The sequence below is a fragment of the Pseudoalteromonas sp. BZB3 genome, assembly GCF_040104455.1.
GTDB lineage: Bacteria > Pseudomonadota > Gammaproteobacteria > Enterobacterales > Alteromonadaceae > Pseudoalteromonas.
On sequence record NZ_JBECOS010000017.1, the window covers coordinates 74,646 to 100,868 of the forward strand.

The 26,223-nt window shown below is 39.1% G+C and carries 19 protein-coding genes; 12 read left to right on the plus strand and 7 right to left on the minus strand.

Features of this window, described 5'->3' with window-relative positions:
* Positions 1-13 precede the first annotated feature (13 nt).
* Positions 14-442 carry a DUF3429 family protein gene (locus ABMY35_RS18775; RefSeq protein ID WP_349287606.1) on the minus strand — a complete coding sequence of 143 codons (429 nt, stop codon included), beginning with the start codon at positions 440-442 and terminating at the stop codon, positions 14-16.
* Between the two features lie 144 nt (positions 443-586).
* Entirely contained in the window at positions 587-1,054 is a 468-nt protein-coding gene (locus tag ABMY35_RS18780; protein ID WP_349287607.1) for a DM13 domain-containing protein, read from the minus strand.
* Between the two features lie 557 nt (positions 1,055-1,611).
* Here ABMY35_RS18780 and ABMY35_RS18785 point away from each other — a divergent pair.
* The 3 genes from ABMY35_RS18785 to ABMY35_RS18795 all read left to right on the plus strand — a co-directional run bounded on the left by ABMY35_RS18785 (position 1,612) and on the right by ABMY35_RS18795 (position 7,381).
* Positions 1,612-3,195, plus strand: coding sequence for a sensor domain-containing diguanylate cyclase (locus tag ABMY35_RS18785; protein WP_349287608.1), 1,584 nt, complete (start codon positions 1,612-1,614; stop codon positions 3,193-3,195).
* 122 nt (positions 3,196-3,317) lie between these two features.
* Positions 3,318-4,721, plus strand: coding sequence for a TIGR00366 family protein (locus tag ABMY35_RS18790; RefSeq protein WP_349287609.1), 1,404 nt, complete (start codon positions 3,318-3,320; stop codon positions 4,719-4,721).
* A 146-nt stretch (positions 4,722-4,867) separates the two neighbouring features.
* The gene (locus tag ABMY35_RS18795; protein WP_349287610.1) at positions 4,868-7,381 is read left to right on the plus strand and encodes an EAL domain-containing protein; all 2,514 of its coding nucleotides are present in this window, start codon (positions 4,868-4,870) and stop codon (positions 7,379-7,381) included.
* Between the two features lie 45 nt (positions 7,382-7,426).
* Here ABMY35_RS18795 and hemH read toward each other — a convergent pair whose 3' ends face one another.
* Complete coding sequence (gene hemH, locus ABMY35_RS18800) at positions 7,427-8,443, minus strand: ferrochelatase (RefSeq protein ID WP_349287611.1); 1,017 nt, start codon at positions 8,441-8,443, stop codon at positions 7,427-7,429.
* Positions 8,444-8,702: 259 nt separating this feature from the next.
* Here hemH and ABMY35_RS18805 point away from each other — a divergent pair, with 259 nt between their 5' ends.
* The 9 genes from ABMY35_RS18805 (at position 8,703) to ABMY35_RS18845 (ending at position 21,743) form a co-directional block, all read left to right on the plus strand.
* Positions 8,703-10,253, plus strand: coding sequence for a PAS domain-containing methyl-accepting chemotaxis protein (locus ABMY35_RS18805; protein WP_349287612.1), 1,551 nt, complete (start codon positions 8,703-8,705; stop codon positions 10,251-10,253).
* 112 nt (positions 10,254-10,365) lie between these two features.
* A complete protein-coding gene (locus ABMY35_RS18810) occupies positions 10,366-12,309 on the plus strand; it encodes an ATP-dependent DNA helicase RecQ (RefSeq protein ID WP_349287663.1) in 1,944 nt (647 codons plus the stop codon).
* Between the two features lie 2 nt (positions 12,310-12,311).
* On the plus strand, positions 12,312-13,487 hold the full coding sequence (locus ABMY35_RS18815) for an anhydro-N-acetylmuramic acid kinase (RefSeq protein ID WP_349287613.1): 1,176 nt from the start codon (positions 12,312-12,314) through the stop codon (positions 13,485-13,487).
* A gap of 277 nt (positions 13,488-13,764) precedes the next feature.
* Positions 13,765-16,578, plus strand: coding sequence for a cadherin-like domain-containing protein (locus ABMY35_RS18820; protein ID WP_349287614.1), 2,814 nt, complete (start codon positions 13,765-13,767; stop codon positions 16,576-16,578).
* A 2-nt stretch (positions 16,579-16,580) separates the two neighbouring features.
* On the plus strand, positions 16,581-19,283 hold the full coding sequence (locus ABMY35_RS18825) for a TonB-dependent receptor (protein ID WP_349287615.1): 2,703 nt from the start codon (positions 16,581-16,583) through the stop codon (positions 19,281-19,283).
* Between the two features lie 41 nt (positions 19,284-19,324).
* A complete protein-coding gene (locus tag ABMY35_RS18830; protein WP_349287616.1) occupies positions 19,325-19,549 on the plus strand; it encodes a hypothetical protein in 225 nt (74 codons plus the stop codon).
* Between the two features lie 58 nt (positions 19,550-19,607).
* On the plus strand, positions 19,608-20,696 hold the full coding sequence (locus tag ABMY35_RS18835; protein ID WP_349287617.1) for a cytochrome c peroxidase: 1,089 nt from the start codon (positions 19,608-19,610) through the stop codon (positions 20,694-20,696).
* A gap of 11 nt (positions 20,697-20,707) precedes the next feature.
* The gene (locus ABMY35_RS18840; protein WP_349287618.1) at positions 20,708-21,181 is read left to right on the plus strand and encodes a DUF4920 domain-containing protein; all 474 of its coding nucleotides are present in this window, start codon (positions 20,708-20,710) and stop codon (positions 21,179-21,181) included.
* Positions 21,171-21,743, plus strand: coding sequence for a PepSY-associated TM helix domain-containing protein (locus ABMY35_RS18845; protein ID WP_349287619.1), 573 nt, complete (start codon positions 21,171-21,173; stop codon positions 21,741-21,743). The genes ABMY35_RS18840 and ABMY35_RS18845 overlap by 11 nt, the downstream gene beginning before the upstream one ends.
* A gap of 45 nt (positions 21,744-21,788) precedes the next feature.
* On the opposite strand, the gene ABMY35_RS18850 is transcribed toward ABMY35_RS18845, so the two are convergent.
* From ABMY35_RS18850 to ABMY35_RS18865, 4 genes are all read right to left on the minus strand, one after another.
* Positions 21,789-22,265, minus strand: a complete 477-nt coding sequence (locus ABMY35_RS18850; RefSeq protein WP_349287620.1) for a hypothetical protein — start codon at positions 22,263-22,265, stop codon at positions 21,789-21,791.
* Positions 22,266-22,487: 222 nt separating this feature from the next.
* Positions 22,488-23,243, minus strand: coding sequence for a hypothetical protein (locus ABMY35_RS18855; RefSeq protein ID WP_349287621.1), 756 nt, complete (start codon positions 23,241-23,243; stop codon positions 22,488-22,490).
* Between the two features lie 155 nt (positions 23,244-23,398).
* On the minus strand, positions 23,399-23,734 hold the full coding sequence (locus ABMY35_RS18860) for a gamma-glutamylcyclotransferase family protein (protein ID WP_349287622.1): 336 nt from the start codon (positions 23,732-23,734) through the stop codon (positions 23,399-23,401).
* A gap of 237 nt (positions 23,735-23,971) precedes the next feature.
* Positions 23,972-26,113, minus strand: a complete 2,142-nt coding sequence (locus ABMY35_RS18865; protein WP_349287623.1) for a DUF6351 family protein — start codon at positions 26,111-26,113, stop codon at positions 23,972-23,974.
* Positions 26,114-26,223: the final 110 nt, after the last annotated feature.

The following is a 26,223-nucleotide window of genomic DNA, read 5'->3' on the forward strand; positions in this document are numbered from 1 at the left end:
GCAGATTTAAGGCTTATATGTTGCTAGAAAGTTCAATTTGTTGTGCAATCATGAACAAATGACTAACGAACAAAACTGAAGTCAGTATAAAACGCATTTTGTGATAATCCTTGTGGTAGGACTGCCATGCGGGCATACCTCGCTCGAACAGTAAGACTAGTGGGTAACAAATTGCCAAATATGCCAAAATAATTGTGGTATTTGCAAAAGCGAGTAAAGAGAAGGGGATAATGAGTACAACTGCCATCACTGCATGAGTTATGCTTTGCTCACCAGGACGCCACATTACACCAGCGCAGAAGGCTGAAATACCAAGGCTATAAAATGTAAATGCTTGGATAAGCATTTCGTTACTTCCAAGTATTAGGCTGCCAAAAATGCATGCTAAGAATGGTAAAACACCATAATAGCCAAGCTGTACATGATTTGAGAAAGAGTGCATGAAGATCCCAAAATTAAATTATGTGACTAATTCAATATGATACCAGTTTTAAAAACAACTAGATCAATCATTATTGTTTGTAAGCAAAGAAATATTTGACTGCCAAATCAAAACCACTTTGAAAGGCGAAACAGGCCATTGACATCATTTGTAATTTGCAGAAGTTATAAATTCTTGGAATGCTTCACACCAAATTACAATATTTGAATAGTCGTTAATTTTTATATGTTGCGGTACCTCAGATATAAAGCCATTAAATGACTTTACTTCTCCTACTCTGGCCATTTTTTGTTTATTTTGAAGAAATTGAGCTTCATCTTCTACAAAACTAGGTGATAGATAGATCTGATAATCAGGACCGGGAGCTAATCTGCCTTGAAAGACAATACTTTTGTCGGAAAGAGAAAAAGTCCCTTCTCCAAAGTGAAGAAAGTCAGAGCCGCTTAAAGAATCCGGGATACTTGCCTGGTATTTTGTATTTAATGTTGCGGTAGCAAATTCGAGCATGCTGGGTGAAGGTGGGGCCGTTAAAATAGGTAACGTGTAAACACCACTTACAAAACCAAGCAAAAAAGTGATAGTAGCTGATACAAAAAGTTTAATTTTCTTCAAAACATATCCTGAACATATCTTTTTTAGGAGTATAGTCGCTTGTTACGCTTATAGCTCAAATATATATATAGAAGTACAATGATGAGGTTTTTAGCATCCATGATTTGTGTCTAGGTGCTAGTGTTTCTTTTTTCTATTTTTATCTTTTTCGGGCACTATACAAAAACCAAGAGAGGAAACGACATAGACTAGGATTAGAGAATTACCTATAATCAAAACATGCTTGTCACTTACAAGTAGCCATAAAGTGGCGAGCAATACACAAGCAACAGTAAGATGAGTAGTAAGGGCTTTGAGTTTACTGCGAACCATAAAAAATCAGCACAAATTAATATATTGAAATTATACCGATGTCAGATAAAAAAAACGACTAACTTATTTTTGGTAAATAAAATGTTATCTGAATCAATTTTTTGAGGTTCTTGATGTTTTTTATTGTTATTATTGGTATATAAAATTTAAAACATAAAGTTGATTTAGATTAATGATTCATTTTTTCTAAGCGTAACTTTGTAATGTTGAGTTTGTATTTATATTTTTAACCATTAGAGGTTCATTTGGTTAATGTTTTCGTTGCCTTCAGGCGACTTGATTTAAAACGCTTAGTTTTGATATTGGCTTTTTTCGGTGTGCTTCTAACACTTGGAAATGCGCTTTTTGCGGTTTATAAAGTTCAAAAAGACTTGATAGTCAATGATACCCTAGATGCAAATAGAGTCTATGCGAGCAAAATAGCGAATGTAACAGATCTTTTTTTGGGGTCAGTGTTATCTCAGCTCGAATATACCTCCGAGTCTTTAAAAAATAACCATGATGACTCCACTGTTTTACAAGTTGAGCTAGCGCGTTTGTTAAAACAAACCGACAGTTTTAATGCAACCATCTTTGTTGATAAGAATGGCAAAGTGCGTGCCGTTTCTCCCTCATCTCTGAACTTAGTCAATACTTATATTGAAGGCGAGAAAGCACTAGAACCATTAACTAGACAACAAACTTATATATCAGAACCTTTCTTGTCTCCGGTCGGCAATTTAATCGTGAGTATTACTTCACCTGTGTTTGACAACCAAAAAAGATTTGTCGGTTTTGTAGGTGGTGCGATTTATCTTCAAGAAAAAAATATTCTCAATCAAATACTCGATAAACACCACCATAATGATGATTCTTACACATACGTTGTCGACCAAAATGGCCACATTATCTTCCATAAAGATTTAACAAGAATAGGAGAGAAGGTAATAGATAACCAGATTGTTGATGCGGTTTTGGCTGGTATATCAGGTAGTATGATTGCAGCTAACTCACACAATCAGAAAATGCTGGCGGGATTCGCTCCAGCTAAGTTACCAAATTGGGGGGTTGTGTCACAAAGTCATAAGTCAGCAACGCTTGATAAAGTTTTTAATACTATCGTTGATGTTCTGTTGAGCACATTACCCCTTATTGTTCTGACTTTACTTATTATTCTTTTGTTTGGTACTAAGATAGCTCAACCATTAGCAAGCTTAGCCCAGGCATTAAAAGAAGAAGGTCTCAATAGTAAGTTTGACGCCAACAAAATTAATACTTGGTATTTTGAAGCTGATTATTTAAAACAAGCATTTTTATCAAGCCATAAACGCATTGAAAAAACAATTCAAAGACTTGATCAAGACAGACAAAAAGACCAATTAACTCAATTGCTAAACCGACGAGGTATGGAAAATGCGATATCGTACTTCGTAGCAAACGAACAAGCTTTCTCTGTGCTGGCACTAGATATAGACCATTTTAAGCGAGTAAATGATACCTATGGACACGATATTGGCGACATTGTCATTAAAGAGTTTGCAGCACTTATGCAAAATTGTGCCCGAGAGCAAGACCTAGTCTGTCGTTCAGGCGGAGAAGAATTTTTGATCTTCTTGCCAAATGTAGAGCTAGATGTCGCATATAAAATCGCTGAAAGGCTTAGGCTTAGCATTGCAGACTTTAAGTTTCAGCAAGTCGGTAACGTTACGACCTCGATAGGCATATCTAATTGGCCTAACTTGAGCGAAGATATAGATACTGTGTTAAAGCAAGCTGATAGAGCGCTTTACAGTGACAAAGAAGCAGGAAGGAATCGTACGCACACAGCAGAGCAAGCTTACTCAAACTAGACGCCTTCAATGCTTGTTTTCATTTGTTGACATCTTGAAGGTGAATAATGGCGCTGATTTAGGTATTATGCGCGCTCCAGACTACTCGAGAGTCTCAGATTTATAAGAATAGGAGCGTGTAAATGGGTAATTTAAAAGTACCCCATACCTTGATTTTGTTATTGGGCATGATGGTTGTAGCTTTATTTGCAACCTGGGTTGTGCCACAGGGCTTTTTTGAAACAAGTACGACTGAGTCAGGTCGTCAAATGGTTGTTGCTGGCACTTATGCGCAGGTTGCAGACAAAACTTATCTTACCCCTTGGGATCTACTAACTTCTATTCCTCGTGCTTTTGCTGCTGCGCAAGATGTCATTTTCTTTGTACTAATAGTGGGTGGTGTACTCGCAATCGCGCGTGCAACAGGTACTGTTGATGCACTAATTGGTCGTCTTCTAGAAAAACATGGCACTAAACCACAACGTCTTATCTTCATGGTTGTATTTTGTTTTGCGCTTGCGTCTAGTGCAATCGGTACAGCGGGTGAATACATTCCTTTTGTATTAATCCTAGTAGGCCTTTGTAAGGCAATGCGTCTTGATGCAATGACAGCTGTAGGTATGATTGTAGCGGGTTATGGTATCGGTTACGGTGTATCAGCATTTAACCCATTCACGGTATTAATTGCTCAACAAATTGCTGAATTGCCTCAATATTCAGGTGTGTGGCTACGTTTTGTTATTTTCATTCCATTTGTTTTCATCGGTTTCCACCATGTTTGGAGCTACTCTAAAAAAGTGTACGAAGATCCAAGCAAATCAATGATGATAGGTGTGCCTTGTCCTTTAGAAGGTCAAGAAAAACCATCTTACCCGCAGTTAAATAAACGCCACCAGATGATCTTAGGTAGCTTCATCATCACGCTCGTGATTGCAATCTGGGGTATTTCAACAAAGGGTTGGTACTTAACACAATTAGGTGGTGTTTTTATCGCTTGGGGAGCTGTAGTTGCAGTACTAGGTAAGTTATCTGCAGACGAAACTGCAAATCGTTTTATCGAAGGTGTGTCAGACTTAGTTACGACAGCAATCTTAATCGGTGTAGCTCGTGGTATCGCATTAGTATTGGAAGATGGTCAGATCTTACATACATTAGTTCACGCAATGTCTCTACCACTTTCTTACGTAGGCGCTGAAGTGTCAGCGGTGGGTATGTTAATCATCCAAACTTTATTAAATACCTTTATACCATCAGGTTCAGGGCAAGCTTATGTGACTATGCCATTGATGGCACCTCTAGGCGATTTAGTGGGCGTACCACGTCAGGTTGCCGTACTTGCGTATCAGTTTGGTGATGGCTTCTCAAATATGATCATCCCAACAAATGCCGTACTAATGGGTATTCTAGGTATGGCGGGTGTACCATACACACACTGGTTTAGATTCTGTTTGCCACTTATGCTTAAACTTATGGCAGCAGCTTCACTTGTATTAGTTTTAGCAGTTATTGGAGGTTATGGTCTGGACGTTCAGCCTGTAATTCAATAACCGCACCGTTTAAAATTGCTGCAATAATTTATTGTTGCAGCAATTTATCTGCATTTTTTTGATCTCACTACAAAACACTTCACAAACCTTCCATTATGATTACGATTCGTGCATTTTGTATATACGTCGTTTAATTAGTGGATCACATGACACTTTCTTTTAGCCATTTTTACAGTCTTGAGAATAGCCAAGCTAGGTATGAACAAGCCATTCAGATGATGTTTGAAGAGCTTACTCCTGTTCATTGCCTAATCGGCCAATTTGTTAATGGAAGAACTCAAGTACAAACAGTTTGTTATGCTAAGGACGGCGTTTTACAACCAAATATTACTTATGACCTTGCTGGTACGCCTTGCAATGATGCGCAAGATAGTGAAGGGGTCTGTATGCTTAATCATTGTCTGCAAGAGACTTATGTTGATGATGAATTATTAAGAATGTTAAACATCAATAGTTATGCAGGTGTCACCTTACGTGCATTAGATCATACACCTATTGGTATAATGGTTTGTATGTACGAAGATGAAAGGCTATTAACCGACAGTCAGCAATCGTTTTTAAAAGAGTTAAGTTACATCGTTGGTGCAGAATTAAACCATAACTTAGAAATGGCATCTCAAGATTTGATTTTAAAGCAGCTTGCAAAAGGTGAGCGCATTGCAAAATTAAGCTCTTGGAATTGGCATTTAGAACAAGATAAGCACTGGTTTAGTAAAGAAATGCGCCATCTTATTGGCAAGCATTATGATATAGAATTAAGCCTAGATTGTTTTTTAGAGTGTTTAGAGCCAAGAGATAAAGAGCGACTAGAAGACTTGCTCTCGCTTTTAAAGCGTGGGGACATTGAGCAAATTGATACCACAGTACGACATAAGCTACTGTCTAAACGCAAAGGTCTGATGCGCATTATTGGGCATATCGAAAATCAAAACGGCCCAATATCTGAACGTGTTTTTACTGCTACAGTGCAAGACATATCTCAAATTAATGCACTAACAAAGCAACTAGAATTAACCAATGTGGTATTCGAACACGCCACAGATGCTATTATGATCACAGATCATGAAAACAAAATAATCATGGTCAACAAAGCATTTGAAGATTTGACAGGTTATAAAGGCTTTGAACTAATGGGCCAAGACCCTGGGGTCCTTTCATCAGGTCAGCAAAGCGAACAGTTTTACAAAAATATGTGGCATGCGCTAGACACTTCGGGTACATGGAAAGGTGAAATTTATAATCGACGTAAAAATGGTCAAATTTTTCCAGAAGAATTGACTTTAAGTGTCGTTAAAGATGAGTTAAATCAACCTACCAATTATGTCGCGATATTCAGAGACATCACTGAATGGAAGCGTAATGAAGCCCAATTAACGTTTTACGCAAATCATGAGCCGCTCACAGGCCTTACCAATCGTCGCTCATTTTTAGAGAACTTAGAGCAAGTTATTTCGGAAAACCGCGCGAAGAAAAAAGAGTCTGTAGTTTTATTTATTGGCTTAGATCGGTTTAAAGAGGTCAATGACGTTTATGGCTCAGAGATTGGTGATAATGTTTTATTATCAGTGGCTAAGCGAATAAAGAATGGCGTACGCCGGCAGGATATAGTTTGTCGTTATGGCGGTGATGAATTCGCTATTTTACTCCAAAACAGCGGCATAGATAATGCGATGCTTGTGGCTGAAAAAATTCAGTCTAAAATATCTCTTCCATATGTCTTTAATGAATTGTCGGTAGAGATCACAGCTTGTATTGGTGTAGCAGAATTAACATCAAATCAACCTTTGACTGCATCAACTTTAATCAGTCATGCAACGCATGCTTTGGGCTCAGCAAAGAAAACGTCACCAGGTCAAATCGCACTGTACAATGAAGCGATTCAAAATGCTTATTTACAGAAAATACACCTCAGAGACAAACTCAAAGAGGCCATAAAATACCAACTACTTTCAGTGCACTACCAGCCTATAATTGACTCAACGACAGGGGAAATTTGTAAGTTCGAAGCACTTGTGCGTTGGTCTGATAGTGAGCTTGGTGCTATCTCACCCGGGCAGTTTATTCCAATTGCCGAAGAGTTTGGTCTTATTCATCAAATCGGTCAGTTTGTACTAGAAAAGAGCTGTAAAGACTTGGCTAAAATTCACAGTCAAGGTCACACACACATATCAATTTCTATTAACCGCTCTGTTAATGAATTCAAAGCAAGTAACGATCAATATAAACAGATTATCAACGCGATTGAAGAAAACAACTTGCCTTATAATGCATTAACGATTGAGGTGACTGAATCTGTTGCTGCCAATCAATATACATGGCAAGTACTGGGTGATCTTCAAAAGAGAGGCGTGCAAATTGCGCTAGATGATTTCTGTACTGGTTATTCTTCGTTAAGCCATCTATTAAAGAGTCAGGTTGATTTCGTTAAAATTGATAGATCTTTTATTGATACGCTTATCAACGACAAAAAAAAGCAAGCTATGGTGAAGTACCTTGTTGAACTAGGCGATGATATTGGCACACAGTTAATTGCAGAAGGGGTTGAACAAGAGGCGCAAGTAAACATGCTGAAGCAATTTGGTTGTCATAATGTGCAAGGATTCTTTTACAGTCCAGCAAAACCGATTTCAGTTTGCTTAGATATGCTTCACAAATTGTAGTCAAAGTTAGGCACTCACTAGAGTGAGTGCCTGTTTATTACGTGTTTATAAGTTTGGCTTTAACACATCATATAATGCGTCAATATGATCATCTCTGTCATTTAATGCAGCAATATAGCGATACTTTTCACCACCCGCTTCTTCGAAAATCTCGCGATTTTCTTCCTCTAATTCTTCTAGTGTTTCTAAGCAGTCAGCGCTGAAAGCAGGACTGATAATGGCGATATCTTTGATGCCATCTTTAGGAAAAGACTCGAGGGTTGCATCAGTGTATGGCTTTAACCATTCAGCTTTACCGAAACGACTTTGGAAAGTCGTCATAACTAGCTCTTTATCTAAACCTAGTTTTTCTACTACTAAACGCGTGGTTTGATGACATAGGCAGTGATACGGGTCACCGTGATCTAAAAATTGCTTTGGCATACCATGGTAAGAGAAAACAATTTTTTGTGGCGTACCATGTTTATCTAAGTCTTCTTGAATACTATTAGCAAGAGACTCTATGTATAGTGGGTTTGTGTGATAGCCATTGATAAAATGGAACTCAGGAACCCAGCGCCATTTTTTTAATACACGTGCAATCGCATCAAATGTTGAGCCAGTCGTCGGGCTTGAGTACTGAGGGTATAAAGGAAACACGACAATGCGAGTGATACCTTTATCTCTTAGTTTTTCCAAACCTGCTTCAATTGAAGGGTTGCCATAACGCATCGCAAGCTCGACTTCTACGTTATGATTATTGGCTTTTAACTTCTCGGCAATTTTGTCTGCTTGTTGCTGAGAAATATGAATAAGCGGCGAACCGTTTTCAGTCCAAATACTTTCATAAGCTTTGGCTGATTTCTTTGGGCGAATTCGTAAAATAATCCCATGAAGGATCATTAACCATATTAGGCGCGGTATCTCGACAATTCTTGGATCAGATAAGAATTCGGCCAAATAAACACGTAAGGCTTTAGGCGTTGGTGCATCAGGGCTCCCTAAGTTGGTTACCAAAATACCAGTCTTTTTATTAAAACGACCCTCATGCGGGTTGTCAGTGATCGCTGAAAAACGAGACACAAAATGCTCCTTTATAAATTACCATTCTTTAAAAAAGTGAGACGGTGTTGAGAGTGGAAGATTTTACAAGATTTTCAATACGTTCGACACCAAAAATAGGATCATTATTGAATCAGCGCAAAGCGTGTAATTTTTATAGTTATTTAGTATTGATTTTTACGCTAATTATTAAATATTGTTTGCGTAATAAATAATTTATTAGTAGATTTCGTGCCCCGAGTTCAATCTAAATTCTGCTGTTTTACATTAGAGGGGCATAATGAGAAACAACCAGCCAATTACTGCAAATCGCAAAACCTTTTCTTCTGATGTGAAATTAATCTCTGTGACAGACTTACAAGGCAATATTACCGAGTGTAATGAAGAATTTATTGCTATCAGCGGTTTCAGTAGAGAAGAGTTGATTGGTCAACCCCACAATATTGTTCGTCACCCTGATATGCCTGAAGTGGCATTCAAAACCATGTGGGCAGAACTTAAACAAGGTAAGCCGTGGATGGGGTTGGTTAAAAACCGTTGTAAGAATGGTGATTTCTACTGGGTTGATGCCTACGTTACCCCTGTCACAGAGCATGGCAAAGTAGTCGGGTACGAGTCGGTCAGAAGTGTACCGAATGAATCAGCAATTAAGCGTGCTGAACTTATTTACGCTCAAGCAAAACAGAATAAAACCGGGTTTAACTTCCGAGTCGATACTTATTACGCAGCACTCGCTGTTATTTTGGCTTTATGTGTGGCTGCATTTATTTCAGGTTATCAAGTCGCGGCTTTTGCTTCTTCTATTCTTACCACTATTTTAACCATCGTCCTAAAAAGCAAACAAAAGAACTACTACTTTAAAGCATTAAGCAATGAGCTTTCGAGTAGCTTTTGTGATGACATTGCTAAGTCTGTTTATTCAACTTACCCAAGTGACATTGCTGACTTACATGTACGAATTCTCAGTGAGCGAGCGCACTTAGACACCGTTGTTACCCGTATCGCTGATGCGGCAAAGCATGTGTCTAAAGGAGCTAGCTCCTCTTTAGCTATGGCGCAAAATGCCAATACGCAGTTAGAACAGCAACAATTACAGACAGAGCAAGTCGCAACAGCTATGAATGAAATGAGTATGACCATTAACGACGTGTCGGGCCATGTTCAAGCAACGGCTGAACAAGCCGGCCAATCGCACGATCTTGCAACACAAAGTGCTGAATACAGCGATCAAACCAAGCGTGCAATAGAGTCGTTAACGAATACCGTGTTAAACATTAAGCAATCTGTAGAAGGGGTATCTAAGCAAACTTCACGTATCGCAGATGCGGCTCAGTTTATTGAACAAATCGCGGAGCAAACAAACTTGTTAGCTTTAAATGCTGCGATTGAGGCTGCTCGTGCAGGTGAGCAAGGGCGAGGCTTTGCTGTCGTTGCTGATGAAGTTCGCAGTCTTGCTAAGAGAACACAACAATCTACACAAGAAATCCAAGGCATTATCAATGAATTATCTCAAAGTACAGAGCATGCGGTTATAGTGGCTGAACAAGGTGAGCAAGAGTCTCAGCAGGGCATGACTCATTTGTTACAAAGCAGCGATATGTTGGTTAAAATTAATGGATCGATTGACAAAATTAATGATATGTCATTGCAAATTGCAGCAGCTATCGAAGAGCAAGCAAATGTTTCAGACGATATTAATCAGCAAGTCGTTAATATTGCTTCACTAGCGGGTGACAGTTTAAACAGCGCTTCAAGTGTTGAGCAGGCAAGCCAAACACTCACCCAAGTTTCTAAAGATATGGTTGAATTAGTCGTGCGTTTTAAACGCTAAACACCACGTTAAACAGTTGGTATATCAACCCTGATGATAAGCTCGTTGGTATTATTTGGGGTTGATATTATGCTATCTTAGCTAAGCAGTTGTTAACATGGGATTTCGCATCATGACCGAGTCGGTGCTTCATCAAACTTTAGCGCAATATTTTGGCTTTTCAGAATTTAGGCCAGGCCAAGAGCAAACAATCACTCAGCTAGTAAATGGCCATTCTAGTCTTGCTATTTTTCCAACGGGTTCAGGTAAGTCTCTATGTTATCAGTTGACAGCCTTACAACTCCCTAATTTAACTTTAGTGATTTCGCCTTTACTGGCGTTAATGAAAGATCAATTAGAGTTCTTAAAAAACAAAGGCATTAATGCAGCCAGTTTAGATTCCACGTTAAGCCGCGAAGAAAGTCAATCGGTGATGCAAAATGTCAGAAATGGCAGCACCAAGGTATTGATGATTTCGGTTGAGCGCTTTAAAAACGAGCGCTTTAGAGAGTTCATTAAGCAAGTACCAATTTCTATGCTGGTAGTCGATGAAGCGCACTGTATCTCTGAATGGGGTCATAACTTTAGGCCCGACTATCTTAAGTTACCTGATTATCGTAACGAATTAAGCATTCCACTGGTGTTGTTATTAACTGCGACAGCCACCAAAAAAGTAAAGCTCGATATGGCAAGTCGCTTTGATATAAAACCTGAGCATATTGTTCAAACTGGTTTTTATCGCGCTAACCTAGATCTAAGCGTATATGCCTATCCCGAAGAAGAAAAAATCCCAGCACTTATAGGCTATTTAAAACAGCAAACTGGGGCTGGGATTGTCTATGTAACGCTTCAACAACAAGCCGAGCAAGTCGCAAAGCAATTACAAGCTGCAGGCATTAATGCTGCTGCATATCATGCAGGTTTAGACGATGGTCTTCGTCAAAATATTCAAAATGACTTCATGGATAACCAAAAACAAGTGATTGTAGCAACCATTGCGTTTGGTATGGGTATAGATAAATCAGATATCCGTTTTGTGGTGCACTATGACTTGCCAAAATCGATAGAAAATTATAGCCAAGAGATAGGGCGAGCAGGCCGTGATGGACAGTTTTCTGAATGTATCACGCTAGCTAGTTTAGATGGTGTTGCTACGCTTGAGAACTTTGTATATGCCGATACGCCTGAACAAACGAGTATTCAAGCACTGATAGAAGAAATTCAATCTCAGCAACAGCATGGTTTGTGGGAAATGCAGGAGCTAAGTGCGTCTAAGGTCAGTAATATAAGGCTCCTTGCGCTCAAAACCCTGCTAGTACAACTCGAATTAAAAGGTGTGATAGAAGCTAAATACGCGTTTTATGCCGACTTTAGATTTAAATGGTTGCACACGGAGCACAAAATTTTAAGCCTGTTTGATCCAAATCGTCAGCAATTTATCCAGCAAATATTTGCCAATACACAATTTAAAAAAGTGTGGGGTACTGTTGATATTCAAGCCTTAGTGCAACAAGGGCAAGATAGAAATCGTATTGTTGCCGCCTTAGATTATTTACATGAACAAGGGCTTATTGAGCTTGAATCAAAGCGAATGATGCAAGTGTATCAAGTTGATGAAAGTAAGTTAGCTCAGCCAGATTTAGCGAAAGAGCTTGCCGATTACTTTTTAGAAAAAGAGCAAGCAGAGGTTAAGCGTATAGGTGCTATGCTTCGTTTCTTTGAATTAAATACGTGCCTGAGTTACAACTTAGCAAGATATTTTGATGACCCGAATGCGCCAGAGCAATGCGGTCACTGCTCAGCGTGTCGAGGCCAAGTTGCTAAGCTTGAGCAGTCTAAATCAACTGAGTTCCCATCAGATGAAGCTTTAAGAAATGACTTAAATGCATTGAGGCAACATTTAATGCAAATAGGTGTTGCGCCAAGTTTAGCAATACTCACGCGTTTCTTAACAGGCATGACTTCACCTTTATCGACATCGTCGAAATTTAGACAACGCGCTGGGTTTGGCTGTTGCACAGACATTCGCTATCAAGCGGTGTTGGGTAAAGTAAAACAATTAGGGTTTGGGGCTTAAGAGTGCGCAAAAACATTGAACAGCTGTACCACGTTTCACAAAAACCAAAACGCCACATTATTGGTTTAATGAGTGGTACTTCACTTGATGGGCTAGATATAGCTTTATGTGAAATAAGTGGTTGTGGCACGAGTACCGAAGTGACATTAAAACACTTCACCACAGTAGATTACCCTGATGAAGTTAAAAGTAAAATTAGAACTGTATTTGCCAACCCACAAGTATCGCTAGAATACCTCACACTTCTAAACCCTTGGATAGGGAACTATCACGGTCAACTGGTCAACCAAGCTTTAAAAGCGTGGCAAGTTAATCCCAAAGATATAGATGCCATAGCCAGTCATGGTCAAACAATCTATCACTGCCCTCAGCATCAGCATGATTATGAAGATTTTGGTAATGCCACCTTACAAATCGGTGATGGTGATCACCTTGCTGTCGAGACGGGCATAGTCACTTTGAGCGACTTCAGACAAAAGCATATTGCGGCTGGCGGTGAAGGTGCGCCACTTGCACAGTTTGGCGATTATTTTTGCTTCTCATCGAATTCTGAACACCGTATTTTATTGAATCTAGGCGGCATCGCCAATATCACTTATTTACCAAAGGCAGGTAGCTTCGACGACATGCTGTGTAGTGATTTGGGCCCAGGTAACACCATCATGGACGCCTATATGCAGAAGCACTTCGACCAAGCGTTTGATAGTGATGGCGCTATTTCTTCGAAAGGCTGCGTTAACCAAGCTTTATTATCTAAGCTTTTAGATAACGATTTTGTTGGGTTAGAACTCCCTAAATCAACAGGACCAGAGGTATTTAATTTAGCTTTCTTACAAACTGCACAGGAAAGCTCAAATACCACTTACTTGAAACATGAAGATGTTATGGCAACCTTGTGTGAGTTGAGTGCTTTATTGATTGCTGAACAGCTAAATTACCTTTCAGAAAGTAAAAAACTAAATGTATATGCCAGTGGTGGTGGAGTGCATAATCCAATATTGATGCAAAGAATTCAGGAATTAGTCTCTACTGACGTAGTAATTGAAAACAGTAATAAAATTGATTTAGACCCAGATGCAAAAGAAGCGATTTTATTTGCTGTGTTGGCAAACGAGTGTTTAGTTGGTAATTCGTCTGAATTTGGCGTAAGCATGGGAAAATTATCGTTTCCTGAATAATTTCAAATCATTTTAGTTGAATAAATGAAATAGTGTTAAAGCTCTAATTTTAGGGCTTTTTTTCATTAATTTGACTCATTCATCTCTTACAAAAACACCTGTGTCTTTTTAATAATCTTACTACTCAGTTAAGAGAAAGTGGAATTTTCTTTATATTTCAATGTTTAATAGTGAAGATTTTTTATTCCTAATTATTATATGTAACAATTTAATTTAGTTATTGCTAATAATAATAATTATCATTAGGATCCGTTTCGATTTTAAATGGGATAATCTAATGAAACTAAAACTACTCTCTGTTGCGGTTAGCGCAATCATGCTGAGCGCCTGTGGCTCAAGTTCAACTGAAGCAGACAAAAACACATCGCCAATATTCTCTCAGGCTGAATTCACTTTATCTTTGCAAGAAGATAATTCAGCTTCAATAACCGTATCTGCATCAGATGCTGATGCACAAACACTCACTTATTCTATTGCGAATGCACCAGCAAACGGCATTGCTGAATTAGACCCTTCGACCGGTAAGATAGACTACACACCGAATGACAACTTTTTTGGTGAAGATAGCCTTGAAGTAGCAGTCACTGATGGAACTGAAACGGTTAAAACAGTACTTAAGATAAACGTTGAATCTGTAAATGATGCACCAGTCATCGAAGTTGATAAAGTCTTGATCAGTGGTGCAGAAGTCAAAAAAGGCTTAGTGTCTGCCACTGATATTGAACAAGATTTATTAACCTATTCTATTACTCATTCACCAGAAAATGGTGAGCTTGAAATAAATAGCCAAACGGGTGAAATTACTTATACGCCGCAGTCATTAACCGTTGCTGAAGATAAGTTTGAGTTAACAGTGACAGATAGCAATGGTGCATCTGTTAGCAAAGAAATCGCGATAGCCACAGGCCTAACTAACAATGCTGATCGTGCATATTACTATTACGCAAGTAGTCACTCACATCTAAAACGTGCAGAGAGTATGCTGCCACAAGTTAAAGACGATGTGAATTTAGGTTTGCTTAATGCAAATTTAGCTTCAGGCTATGCCGCTGCGGGTTTAACCAAAGAAGTAGGAAGGTTTTTAACCGAAAGTGCGATCGTTAAAGAAGAGCAGCTTGCTTATGCACTTCTTTCAGTCTCAAATCATTACAACAATCAAGGTCTATACACAGAGGCAAATGCATTTAGGTTAAGAGCTAATAACCTTTATACGAAACATATCGCAGATAAAGGGTTGGCCAATTTCAGCTCAAACGATCAAATGTTTTTTGATGCACTGGCTATTTCTTACAGGCAGGCAGGTGAATTCGAGCTTGCCAATCAGAGCTTTAACATTCTCGATATTCTATTTAAAACGATTTTAGATAGCGATGCGACAACACAAGCATTACGACTGGTTTTTGCTTTTAGAGATTCAGTTGATTCTGAAATTGAATACTGGCAATCATCCCGTATCGAATCCGACAAGTTGAGAGCTGTTGAAATGAATGACCGTTTATACGGTTACTCTAAATTGATTGCAGCAAGGGAAGTTCGTAACGACAGAAACGGTAATCTAGGAAAGTTTTATCATAGCGTCCGTCAAGTAGCTTTAGGTTTTGTAATTGATAACTATATTAAGCTAGGTGAGTTAGAAGCCGCGAAACTGGCTTTACTTGATGGTTTAGCACTTCATGGCGTGGCGGGCATTGACGAAAACTACCCAATCGTTGCAGATGAACATGCTGACGTAACACATGCAGAGTACCCGTTTGGCTTAGTTAATATGGCGACGCGCTTTGTGGTGTTGTATCCAGAACTTAGCGTAGAAGATATCTTAGCTGTTAAATATGACGAAACCAGTTTCTTCAGAAGTATGCTGATTGATGATGCTGAAGAAGCACGTTTAATGGCGAGTGTTCGTAATGCAACAAATAAAGATGACGTATTGCAAAAAGTGCTAAACACCCGTGATGATGAGAACCTTAGGCCACTATTTACTGATTTGCTTGCTTTTAATGCTTCAAATCCAGGCGCCGCAGCAATCTTAATTGAGCAAGGTGAATATGAGGCCGCAGGCAAGTTTGTTATAGAAGCATTAAATGTACTGAAAGACGAAAAATATATTACTCAAAATATAGATGTAACAACATTTGTGACAGGAGCAACGGGCTGTAACCTTGTACTCAATACTTTTATGGCGCTTAATAGGTTAACTGCTGAACAAAAGTATAACACTTATGCGATTGATGCACTTGCGACATGCCGTGACATTGCAAATACACATTACTCTACTCCTCAGGGCACAGATGTTTTAATCGAAGACGTTGCGCAAGCACATTTAGATTTAATTAAACATCATGGACTGCTTGGACAAGAAAGCCAAGCAGAGTCAGTGATCGCAAAGGTAAAAGCGTCTATTCAAGCCTATGATGAGAAAGAGCTAAGCGAAAAAACGAAAGACACAATGCAACTTGCTGTGAGTTTGGCTAGAGGCGGTATGCACATTAAAGCAAATCAATATTTGGCTGAGGCTATTGCCCTTATAAAACAGCTTGAAAATAATATTGACGCTGAATATCAATTTATTTCGACAAATGAGTTCTTTGATGAATCTAGTTATAGAGATTTAAACTTTGTTGCCCTCCAAAGTGCGATTAAGCAATCAGCGGGTCAAAATAATAATTTTGCTGCTGAGTTAAACAAAGCCAATGCGCTGTGGGCAGAGCTAGTTACGTGGAATATAGCCAGATTAGATGTCAATGGTTCTGTACAGCAAAAAGCGACTTTTTATACAGTGTTTTCAGATCAACTCATAAAACTGGGTCAATTTGAACAAGCACTTGCGTTAAAAGATAAATCAGGTTTAGGTGAGGTTGAAATAGATTCAATCATCAACCAAGTTGCCAATGCACTCAGTGTTTTAAACCAATTCGTAACAACGAATATTGCGACTGTAGATACAGATGGTGATGGCAAAGCGAACTTCTTTGCACCTTTTGCAACCGAGCAAATGATCACTGACTCAGGGATAGAGTTAGACCTTGATAGTGATAACGATGGTGTCAATGACGACCAAGACGCATATCCTCTAGATGCATCTAAAAAGTAGTCATGAAGCATACACTTTATATAGGAGCGGTTAGCCTTGTGCTAACTTCTCCTGTTTTCTCAAATGAAGAAAGCAAGCCATCAACAGCACAAAAGCATATTAAACAGTCTGAATTTGTTCAATGCGACACACAATCAAAGTCAGACAAATGTGGTTCACTTATTGAGGTGATCGAAGTACGTGGCGATAAAATTAACCCCATCTCTTTCTCGAGTAAGGGGCGCTACAACCTTAATCGTAAAATGATTGAAGATTATCGATTCGGTAATGGCAATCTGAATGAGGTACTGGCAATACTTCCGGGAGTGCAATATGCCGAATCAGCACAATCGGCCGATCAGGTTTCAAATATCCGTCCATCAGAGGTATCTATATCTGGTGCCTCAGGTGCACAAACAGCCTATTTAATCGATGGCGTTTCAAATAACTCTTTATTGAATGATTCAAGCGTAACGTCAGATAAAAATCTTCTGGATGACGTTGTTGGCCACAGTCAGGAAATTTTTTTAAATCTTGAGTTGGTTGAAAGCATTGAAGTGTATGACAGCAATGTCCCTGCAAAATATGGCGCGTTTTCAGGTGGCGTTGTGATTGCCGACACCAAAAAGATTGCTGATGAATTAAAAGCGGGTTTTAGTTTTAGAAAAACTGCAGACAGCTTTGTTGAGTACAATCGGTTTTATTCACCCACACATGATGGTCGAATTAAAGACAATGATGCTGTGTTCGAAAAAGGTGGTTACAGTGCATATGTGTCATCACCAATTACAGGTGACTTAAGCTTTCTTGCCCAGATCCAGCTATTAAGCTCTAAAGAGAGTGTAGAACGCGTTGGTGATCTAAAGATTGAGCAGCAAGAAAACTATAATGCACTGCTTAAGTTTGAATATGAGGTGACAGCAAATGACACGCTTACCCTCAATCTTTTTCATGGACCATACAGTGGAGAGTACTTTGCTGATAGTGCAAAAAATTCACCTTATTCCGTAGAGGGAGGCGGACAAAAAGCGTCTTTAAAGTGGGAGGGAGAACGATCATGGGGGGCTTTTGAAAACCTGTTTGTGTACAAACAAAGTCAGAACTCAAAAGATGCGCAACCAGCTTGGTTTGTTTGGTTAAATCAACCGGGCAAAGCCCTTCCTGAGCCTCACTACTCTAAAACTTTCCTTGAAGGAGGCTTTGGTGATATTGAGAAAAATCAACGCTCAGTACTGTTTAAACATGACTTTGAGTTTTCAGAGATAATCTCAAATGGTTTAGTTCATCAAACCAATTTTGGTTTTGAATATGAGTATTTATATTCACAGTTTAATCGATTAGAAGACTCTATTAACTTCAATGATGCCGTCTCTGCTGCAAATATTAACTGCGCAGGCTACACCATAGATTGTATTGAGAGTGAATATAAAAAACCGCTTTCACAGCTAGAGCAAGAGTTAGGAAGGCCGCTCGATTTCACAGATGAAAGCGATTTACTGCTATACAGTGAGAACATTATTGCTTCTGGCCAGTATTTTCAGGGCAGAACCGTCATACCGGCTGCTGAGTCCGAAGCAAACATGAACAAGTTCTCGGCCTATGTCGATCATGAAATACAATGGCAAGACTTAGTTGTTGCTATGGGTCTTCGTTATGATTTCAATGACTTTTTTAAAAATCATAATGTTTCTCCGAGGCTAAGAGGCTCTTACAACTTTTTTAATGATGATGCTCAATTCGTCTTTGGCGCGAGTCGTTATTATTCTAGTGACGGGCTTAATTACAAATTAAATGAAGCGAAATTACCCACTTATAACGAGTACAGAGCCGCATTTAATAATCGGGTGTTAAATTGGCAAAGCGCTTTGAAAAACAGAGGCCATCGGCATGTCTACGAAAATCTGAAAACCCCATATAGTGACGAATTTACACTGGTTTATCGTCATCAACTATTCGGTGGCACTGTGGAGTTGAAATGGATAAACAGACGCAATAAAGATCAAATTAATCGAGAAAAAGGGTTTAATGATTCGGGAGAATCAATCCTGTATGGCGCCAACTCAGGTTACAGTCAATATGATCGTTACTCACTGTCTTGGATGGCATCGTTTGATAATCAGCATGTGCAATTTAACGTATCACGCGTGAAGAATGTCACGGATGAAAAAACCTTTGATGGTGAAGCGCGCACTTGTCCGGATTTTCCAAAGTGCTTTTTAAACTTTGACTACAACACTGATGAACTCGTGTTTCTTGCAAATAGTAGTATCAAAAGTTCCACAGTGCCGAGTACTCAATACGCGTTGGTGACTAAACATGACCTTGATTTAGTCAAAGAAGATTTTAATCGCCCTATTATTGCCAACTTGAGTTGGGGTGGGCGCTTTGGAAACTGGTCTGTTTCTTCATTTATTCGATATCACTCTAAGCAAGATGCACTTTACAACACAGGCGCAACTGAATCAGTGAAGAGTGCTTCATCTTTATGTGATGGTTGCCAACCTAGTGAAACTCGCTACCCGGTTTATAGTATTCAAGAAAGACCTGCTTACTGGTTATTGAGTGGCAGTATCAAATATTCGGTACCTCTAGTTGGTAAACACACCTTGTCTTTCTCTTTCGAGGGTGAAAATTTACTTAACAAGCGCACCTACCAAGTGGCGCCATTTTCGACGGGTTTAGAGCTTGGGCGGCGTTTTTGGCTTGGCTTAAATTACTCATATTAGAGACATATCAATTACATATATAAATAATAGGAAATATCACTATGACATCACTACTTTTGACCACCGCCGTTGTTGCGTCACTTTGCTACGAACCTGCAAACGATGTTCATGCAATTCAATTAGAAAAGCATGAACTAGGCACTGAGTTTGTGTCTGCTCGCGAAAATGAGAAAAAACATTGTATTACAGTGAAAGCATCTCAGTTAAATGCGGCAAAAAAACTAGCAGCCACAGATCCAGAAATGTTTGAGCTAAAACACAAATAATATGCACCTTTTTTCTACCGTCATCACTCTGATACTTATATTTTTGCCAATGTTATCATTGGCAAATGATATAAATATCGACGATTTAAGAGAGCAATACTCGCAACCAGTGCATTTGTGGCCAAAGCCAACCTTAGATGAGGGAGTTGAGCATGTTGAGATTGGTTTAATACCAATGCCAACTTTCCCGCAAGCTAACCCTTTTTCCAAAGAAAAGGTACTTTTAGGGGAAAGACTATTTCATGATCCTAAATTGTCTCGTTCTGGACAAGTTGCTTGTGCAAGCTGCCATGACAGAGATTTAGGTTGGGCCGATGGTCGCGCTGTGTCTTTCGGTCATGATAGATTAAAAGGCAGAAGAAACGCGCCAAGTATTGAAAACTCAGCGTTTTGGCAAATGTTATTTTGGGACGGCAGAGAAGCTTCGTTAGAGGAGCAAGCCTTAATGCCAATTTTAGATCCTGTGGAAATGAATTTTTCAATTGAAGAGTTGGAACAACGCCTTAATCAAAATGAAGTTTACAAAGCAGAATTTAAAAAAGTATTCAATGCGGATAGGGTAAAAGCAACAGACATTGCTAAAGCGCTTGCCACTTATCAACGAACCATCTTGTCTAGGTCGAGTGACTTTGACTATTTTTTACAATCTTCAAAGCAAAAAAATGAAAAAGCCAAGTTGGCATTTTCTAAGAAATTATCAGATCAGGCTCTCTGGGGTCTGCATTTATTCAGAACAAAAGCACGATGCATGAATTGTCATTCGGGCCCATTGTTTAGTGACAATAAATTTCATAACCTAGGGCTTACATGGTACAAACGTGAGTTAGAAGATTTAGGGCGATTCAAAGTGACGAAACAGCCTGATGATGTTGGTAAATTTAAAACACCAAGCTTACGTGGTGTTATGAATACCAAACCTTGGATGCATAATGGGAGTTTCGCCAATATGGAAGGGATATTAAACGTCTATAATGCGGGCGGATTTAAATTTACTAAAGACCCTAATGATGAAATGTCTCCTGTGACATCAAAGCTTTTAAAGCCTTTAAATTTAAACTACGAAGAAATGAAAGCCCTTGAAGCTTTCTTACATTCAATCACTGCATCGCCTGCTAGAGGCCCTCACCACAATTTTTATGATTATTAATAAGGAATAATATGTATTACAAATCTATGTTAGTTGCGGCTTTATTATTATTAAGCTTTCCAGATTTGGCATTTGCTAAGAATTTAAACTTTGGTACAGAAGTTGATGTGAAGCAAGTAACAAAAATTTCGACTATTTTGCAACAGCCAGATAAATACCTCAGTTCGCCTGTAACAATAAAAGGCACTGTTGTGGGGGTTTGTAAAAAGCGAGGCTGTTGGATGACGATTGCATCTGATAAACGTTTCGAAAATCTGAGAATAAAGGTGAGAGATGGCGACATGGTTTTCCCAATGAGTGCAAAAGGCAGTCAAGCTATCGCAACCGGAAAACTGAATAAAATCGAGTTTGACCTTGAGCGCACAAAGCAAATTAAAGCTCAGCAAGCCATTGCTAAGAATGAAGTGTTTGACCCTGCCTCTGTCACTGAGCCGCTAGTTATATATCAATTAGTACCTACTGGGGTTTCGATCCTTGATCAATAAACTGAGAAACATTAATTGGTATCGTTTCAATAGAAGCCTACATCGAGATGTAGGCTATTTTTGTATCGGTATGGTTTTAGTTTTTGCTGTATCTGGTATTGCGGTGAATCATAAAGATGACTGGAATCCAAACTACCAAGTAACACATAAACTGATTCAAGCCCCCGTTACTAAGTGGCATGAAACGAGTGATGAGATTTTACTTTCGCAAATATTTAACTATATAGATGAAGGGTTAGAGGTAAAAGCAACATATTGGGCCTCACCGACTGAGTTTAAAGTGTTTTTGAAAAGTGATGGAAACATCACGCTGAACCTTGATAATCACCAGCTTATTTTTGAACATATTGAAGCTCGCCCAGTTTTTCAAGCTATAAATAGACTGCATTTAAATGAAACCCATAAAGCATGGATAGTTTTTTCGGATTTATTTGCTGGCTTGCTTATTTTCCTAGCAATAAGCGCATTGTTTATGGTCAAAGGAAAATATAGTCCTTGGGGGAGAAGAGCGATATTAGTCGCTTTTGGTTTTATTATTCCTTTGTGTTTTATTTATTGGTAAAAAAAGCTCCGCTAAATTAGCGGAGCTGAAAAACAGCTTAGTAATCTAAAAAGCTGAGAGCATCACTGACACCAGTTTTGCCCCCTGTTTTTTAGCACTTATGAGCCAAGGGGAAATAGCGTTCATTTTTTTGTTTTTAATCGCTTGGCTTTTTATATGTGCATTAAACTCAGCGGAGTTTTTTATTGAGCCATGCAAACCAAGCAAGTTAAGCTGCATCAGGTAATCATCGGTTTCACCTTCACCTATAAGCTTTAACATTGCATTCTTATTTTCTAAATCAGCTTTCGTTAAAGTTGTTTCTGCACTAAAACTTTCTGCTCTCGCATCAGGTTTTGTTGCCGATAATGAAATCACATCACCAATCTGTGCATCGTACGGTAAGACGCAATTAAAGGTTATGCCTTCTTTTGCATAATCTAGCTTTAATGTGTCGTACTGACAGGTATGTTGCACACTGTAATTGTCTAGGTCGTTCATTGTACGGGGTGTGAATCCGAGCAATAACGGTGAGTGGTTCATAACTTTAAATTGGTTGCTGTATAAGATGGTATGTATTATCCAAGAGTTTTATTACAGCAATATTACTAACTGGTCGATTTGAGTGTATTTACTCTAAGCTTATGATTTAAGGGTTCTTTAAGTTTCTAGAGCACCCTTTTTGAATTGTTATTGCATAATAGGTATACAATAAAGGTTAATTTATTTAACGGTTTTGTAACGCTTTGTTGAAGGGTATTTGTATTATCGCAGTGTAATAGTTATATCATCCAAACGTCTTTGTTGTGACGCTCTGCTTTTACTACCACTGGCATAATTGCTATCAACTCTGCCTAATCTAAATCGTTCAACAAGAAGATTAACTGAGCAGTTTTGGCGTGTGTTTAAGTTTTCATCTTTAAACATATCGAGAGTATCTAGATCAATGGTTAACTTACCGTCGTCTGTCACATTCTCAAATTTTTCAGCATTAGCTTGAGACCCACCGTCTTTGAGCTTGCAAGTTGAGTTAAGCGTCACGTCTAGTTTGTCTGAGGTACTATGATTAGACCATTCGATCACTAACTGTTCAGAATTAGAAAAAGATTGGCTTTTCTGCGGGGCAAGTATTTCAAAAGGCGCAGGCAAAGTAAGTGTATTTGTGAGTGTGACGTTATCTTCTGAGCGAACAAAATTGACAACATATTGTGTGTTTTCACTGTGTTCGTCAAAGATGGCACGATAGTCAACGTCGAACACATCAGTATGCTTTTCAAGAGTTTTAGTGTCGCTGCCCACACTTGCTTCTAACTTATCTGAACTTGATAAACTTATATTATTTCCAAATTCATCGGTTAAATTTAGTTCTGCGATTACTCGACTATCTTCACCACCTGATGTTACATAAATATTAGACCATATTGCTCTGGTTTTAACATTATCAGACTCAGTTGTTTCCGTAGAGCAGCCACTGATGGCTGTTAAAGCAAATGGCAAAATGTAAAAGACTAATTTGCGCATTATCTTTCCTTTTATAGTTAAGAACGAGTAGAGATTCTCTCTCACAAACTTCAACGAGAGTATTCCAATTTTAGTGTCAGGCCCTTATTTATGTATACAAATTAAGTGTAATAGAGTGTAAGTAAGGATCTGAATCTGTAGTTAGATGAATTCAATTAAGATGATGCCGCATAGATCCAGCAAGTTTTACCTGACTTTAATTGTGCTTCGACTCTTTGATAGTCATCCACTTCATATTCATCGGCTTGTTGTAATTCAGCATTTGTGATTAAAAATACAGTGCCTTCAACAGTATCTTCTTTATGCTCTGATCTAATTAGAATTGGATGATATTCTTTACCGCTGCTTTTAATGACCGCTTCGTCAGTGATTTTTACTTCACCTAGTGTGTAGCCAATCAGAGTATCTTTTTGACCTTCAAGTAAACGGCCAAATGTATCAAGTTGAACTTGAGGCTGCTGTAGCGTGCCATAAGAGAAAAGTGCATTCATTTAAGTTTCCTGTATATAAAACAGAGCTTGATTGTACAAGAGTTTAAGGCGATTAAAACAGCTATTCATAATCTAAATTTATAGGCGCTGACTTTATCTTACATAGAAAGCGCGGGGTAAACCCGCGCTTACATTAGCTGCATTAAATGTATAAGTTGAATTAAAGCCAATCATTAGCATCAACACCTGTAGGCGCGACTTTATGTCGCGCACAAATGTGAGAGGATAAATCAGGATCTAAATATTACTCGGTCGCCCCATATCACCAAGCTCATAATTACACACCCCATGGGGGAAAACAGTCTTTAATTGATCAACTAAATTTGTAATAGGGTGGGTCCCATACATGCCTTTTTCTATTGCTGTTTCGACATCAATTAAATGGCATTTGAAGATGTCGCCCGCCCAAGGACCACCTGATTCAATACGGCTGGTACTGAACATCGGAAAGCGTGACTGACACGCACCGTCTGACTTTTGATTCCATTTGCCATCAAACACATCCTCGCCTTTTGCATAGGTACTGCCGTCGGCTTCAAAGCAGGTATCGCCTAACTCTTGTGGCTTTGCCTCGATGACACTGAGGTTAGGGTTCTGTTTTAGGTTTAAAAGCCATTTATCTATCATGGCAAACGCAGCTTGTGTTGGGTCATGATCTTTATGGGCGACCCAAATAATGTGATTTTTATGATCGCCATTGGCTTTATCTATTCGTAAACGGCTATAAAAAGAGGCTGACATATGATGCATGTCTAACTCATTTTCAAGGTAATGTCTGGCATCTATGATTGGTAGGTCAACTTTACCTATAAACACTTGGCCTGAACGATAGGCGGCCTCAATGGCTTCAAGGCTAGCGGTATGACGCTGGGCAGGTCCATGCTTTGCTTCATAAATGTTTTCACTGCCCCAAAGGGAGAGCCAAAGCGGTTTGTGAGGACCAAGCGGAGTAATGATATGCTCTACTTGCATGGTGGGCTGTGACTTCCAAGCCCCAATGTTGTAGTTAATATCAAAAAATTCCTCGATACTGATCTTATTCTCAAGAAGCGCATTTAACCCATATTGCACGCCCACGTTATCCCAAGTTGAACGGCCAAAACCTTGCTTGTCTGTGCCAAGCACATGCTTCATGTCTTGCCAATAACTCCAGTTATTTTGTTCTACCACAGAATCAGCAAATAAAGGCCTTAAAAAGCCCTGTTTAGGGTTGTTAATATAAGCAGACAGCCCGAAGTAGCCGTTTATACATTCGCTGTTACCATCGGGAAAGCTAGGCACAAAGCCGGCCATAAGTTGGTTTAGAGGTTGCAAAAACCCGGCCCGCTGCGGAAAGTCATTAATGGCATTCATGCCTTCAATTAAGCGGCGTCTATCCCAATCTCGCCATGCCTTTCGGTTACCGGCTCTAAAGGTAAAATAGTTGTTTAACAGGTCGCAATCGAGCGCATAAGTGGTCTGACTTATCATATCCGGATAACTATAAAGGGGCAGCAAGCCATCTAGAATCCCCGTACTGTTTTGAGCAATTAAATATTGCGCAAGGCCGCCACCTGAGCCGCCAACTCCAACGGTATAAAGCGGCTCTCCATACAAACTAGTGAATTGCTTTTTAACTCTCCGAGCAGTGTCTTCGGCTAGCAGCATATTATAGGTATAACTGGTTTTATTACCGCTAGAGCTGATAATGGCATAACCATCTAGTAGTTGATCTACTTGGCGCTGCATGACTTTATAGGTTTTTTGTCGTCCTTGTCTAAAGCCAATGCCCGAACCGCCATTAAATTGATACACCAATCGATTGTTCCATTGCGACTTTGCTAATCTATCTCCCACTTCTTCAGGCTTGATAGGCATCACAATGGTATAAATAAAACGATTAATTGTGCCTTGCTCCGCTCTAAATAGCGCACCTTGGTAGTTTTTGGCCTGTTCAATGGTGAGTTTTTCGGGCTGTTTGTCTGCATTAATAGCAAAGTATTGTAAGTGCGATTTAACACCACAATCTTTGCTGAAACCTAAAAGTTCACCGCTTTCACTTGTCACTGGCACACCAAGGCCCTCTTGGTTATCGATCTCGGGCTGACCCACTTTTGAATCAACCGACATACAAAAGAAGGGGTATTGGTTTGGCCCTGAATATAAATTGGTTGTAGGCCCAACTCCGCCAAGTGGAATGGGAAATGGGTAAGTCTCTTCAGGACGTTGGTGTTCAGAAATATGGGGGTAAAAATCGATTAAATAGTTATCTTCTGCAGGTGCAATTGATTTCACCTGTCTAGCAAGGAATGGATCTGGCGGGGTGAGTTGCTGCCATGCAATAAAGCCAATAATTGCGCTTAAGAGCCCACCAATTATTCCCAAAGTTAGTTTACTCATAACATCACCTTTGGATTATGGCGTTTTATTTAAGTTTAGAAATAACTTAAGTACTCCGTTGTTATTTGTTTGTTAATTAATCGATTTTTATATTTCACGGCTTTTTGCTA

Excerpts from the sequence above, each read along its gene's own strand:
- ABMY35_RS18775 (WP_349287606.1), bottom strand. The coding sequence starts at position 442 with ATGCACTCTTTCTCAAATCATGTACAGCTTGGCTATTATGGTGTTTTA.
- ABMY35_RS18790 (WP_349287609.1), top strand. The coding sequence starts at position 3,318 with ATGGGTAATTTAAAAGTACCCCATACCTTGATTTTGTTATTGGGCATG.
- ABMY35_RS18795 (WP_349287610.1), top strand. The coding sequence starts at position 4,868 with ATGACACTTTCTTTTAGCCATTTTTACAGTCTTGAGAATAGCCAAGCT.
- ABMY35_RS18805 (WP_349287612.1), top strand. The coding sequence starts at position 8,703 with ATGAGAAACAACCAGCCAATTACTGCAAATCGCAAAACCTTTTCTTCT.
- ABMY35_RS18810 (WP_349287663.1), top strand. The coding sequence starts at position 10,366 with ATGACCGAGTCGGTGCTTCATCAAACTTTAGCGCAATATTTTGGCTTT.
- ABMY35_RS18820 (WP_349287614.1), top strand. The coding sequence starts at position 13,765 with ATGAAACTAAAACTACTCTCTGTTGCGGTTAGCGCAATCATGCTGAGC.
- ABMY35_RS18825 (WP_349287615.1), top strand. The coding sequence starts at position 16,581 with ATGAAGCATACACTTTATATAGGAGCGGTTAGCCTTGTGCTAACTTCT.
- ABMY35_RS18830 (WP_349287616.1), top strand. The coding sequence starts at position 19,325 with ATGACATCACTACTTTTGACCACCGCCGTTGTTGCGTCACTTTGCTAC.
- ABMY35_RS18840 (WP_349287618.1), top strand. The coding sequence starts at position 20,708 with ATGTATTACAAATCTATGTTAGTTGCGGCTTTATTATTATTAAGCTTT.
- ABMY35_RS18850 (WP_349287620.1), bottom strand. The coding sequence starts at position 22,265 with ATGAACCACTCACCGTTATTGCTCGGATTCACACCCCGTACAATGAAC.
- ABMY35_RS18855 (WP_349287621.1), bottom strand. The coding sequence starts at position 23,243 with ATGCGCAAATTAGTCTTTTACATTTTGCCATTTGCTTTAACAGCCATC.
- ABMY35_RS18860 (WP_349287622.1), bottom strand. The coding sequence starts at position 23,734 with ATGAATGCACTTTTCTCTTATGGCACGCTACAGCAGCCTCAAGTTCAA.
- ABMY35_RS18865 (WP_349287623.1), bottom strand. The coding sequence starts at position 26,113 with ATGAGTAAACTAACTTTGGGAATAATTGGTGGGCTCTTAAGCGCAATT.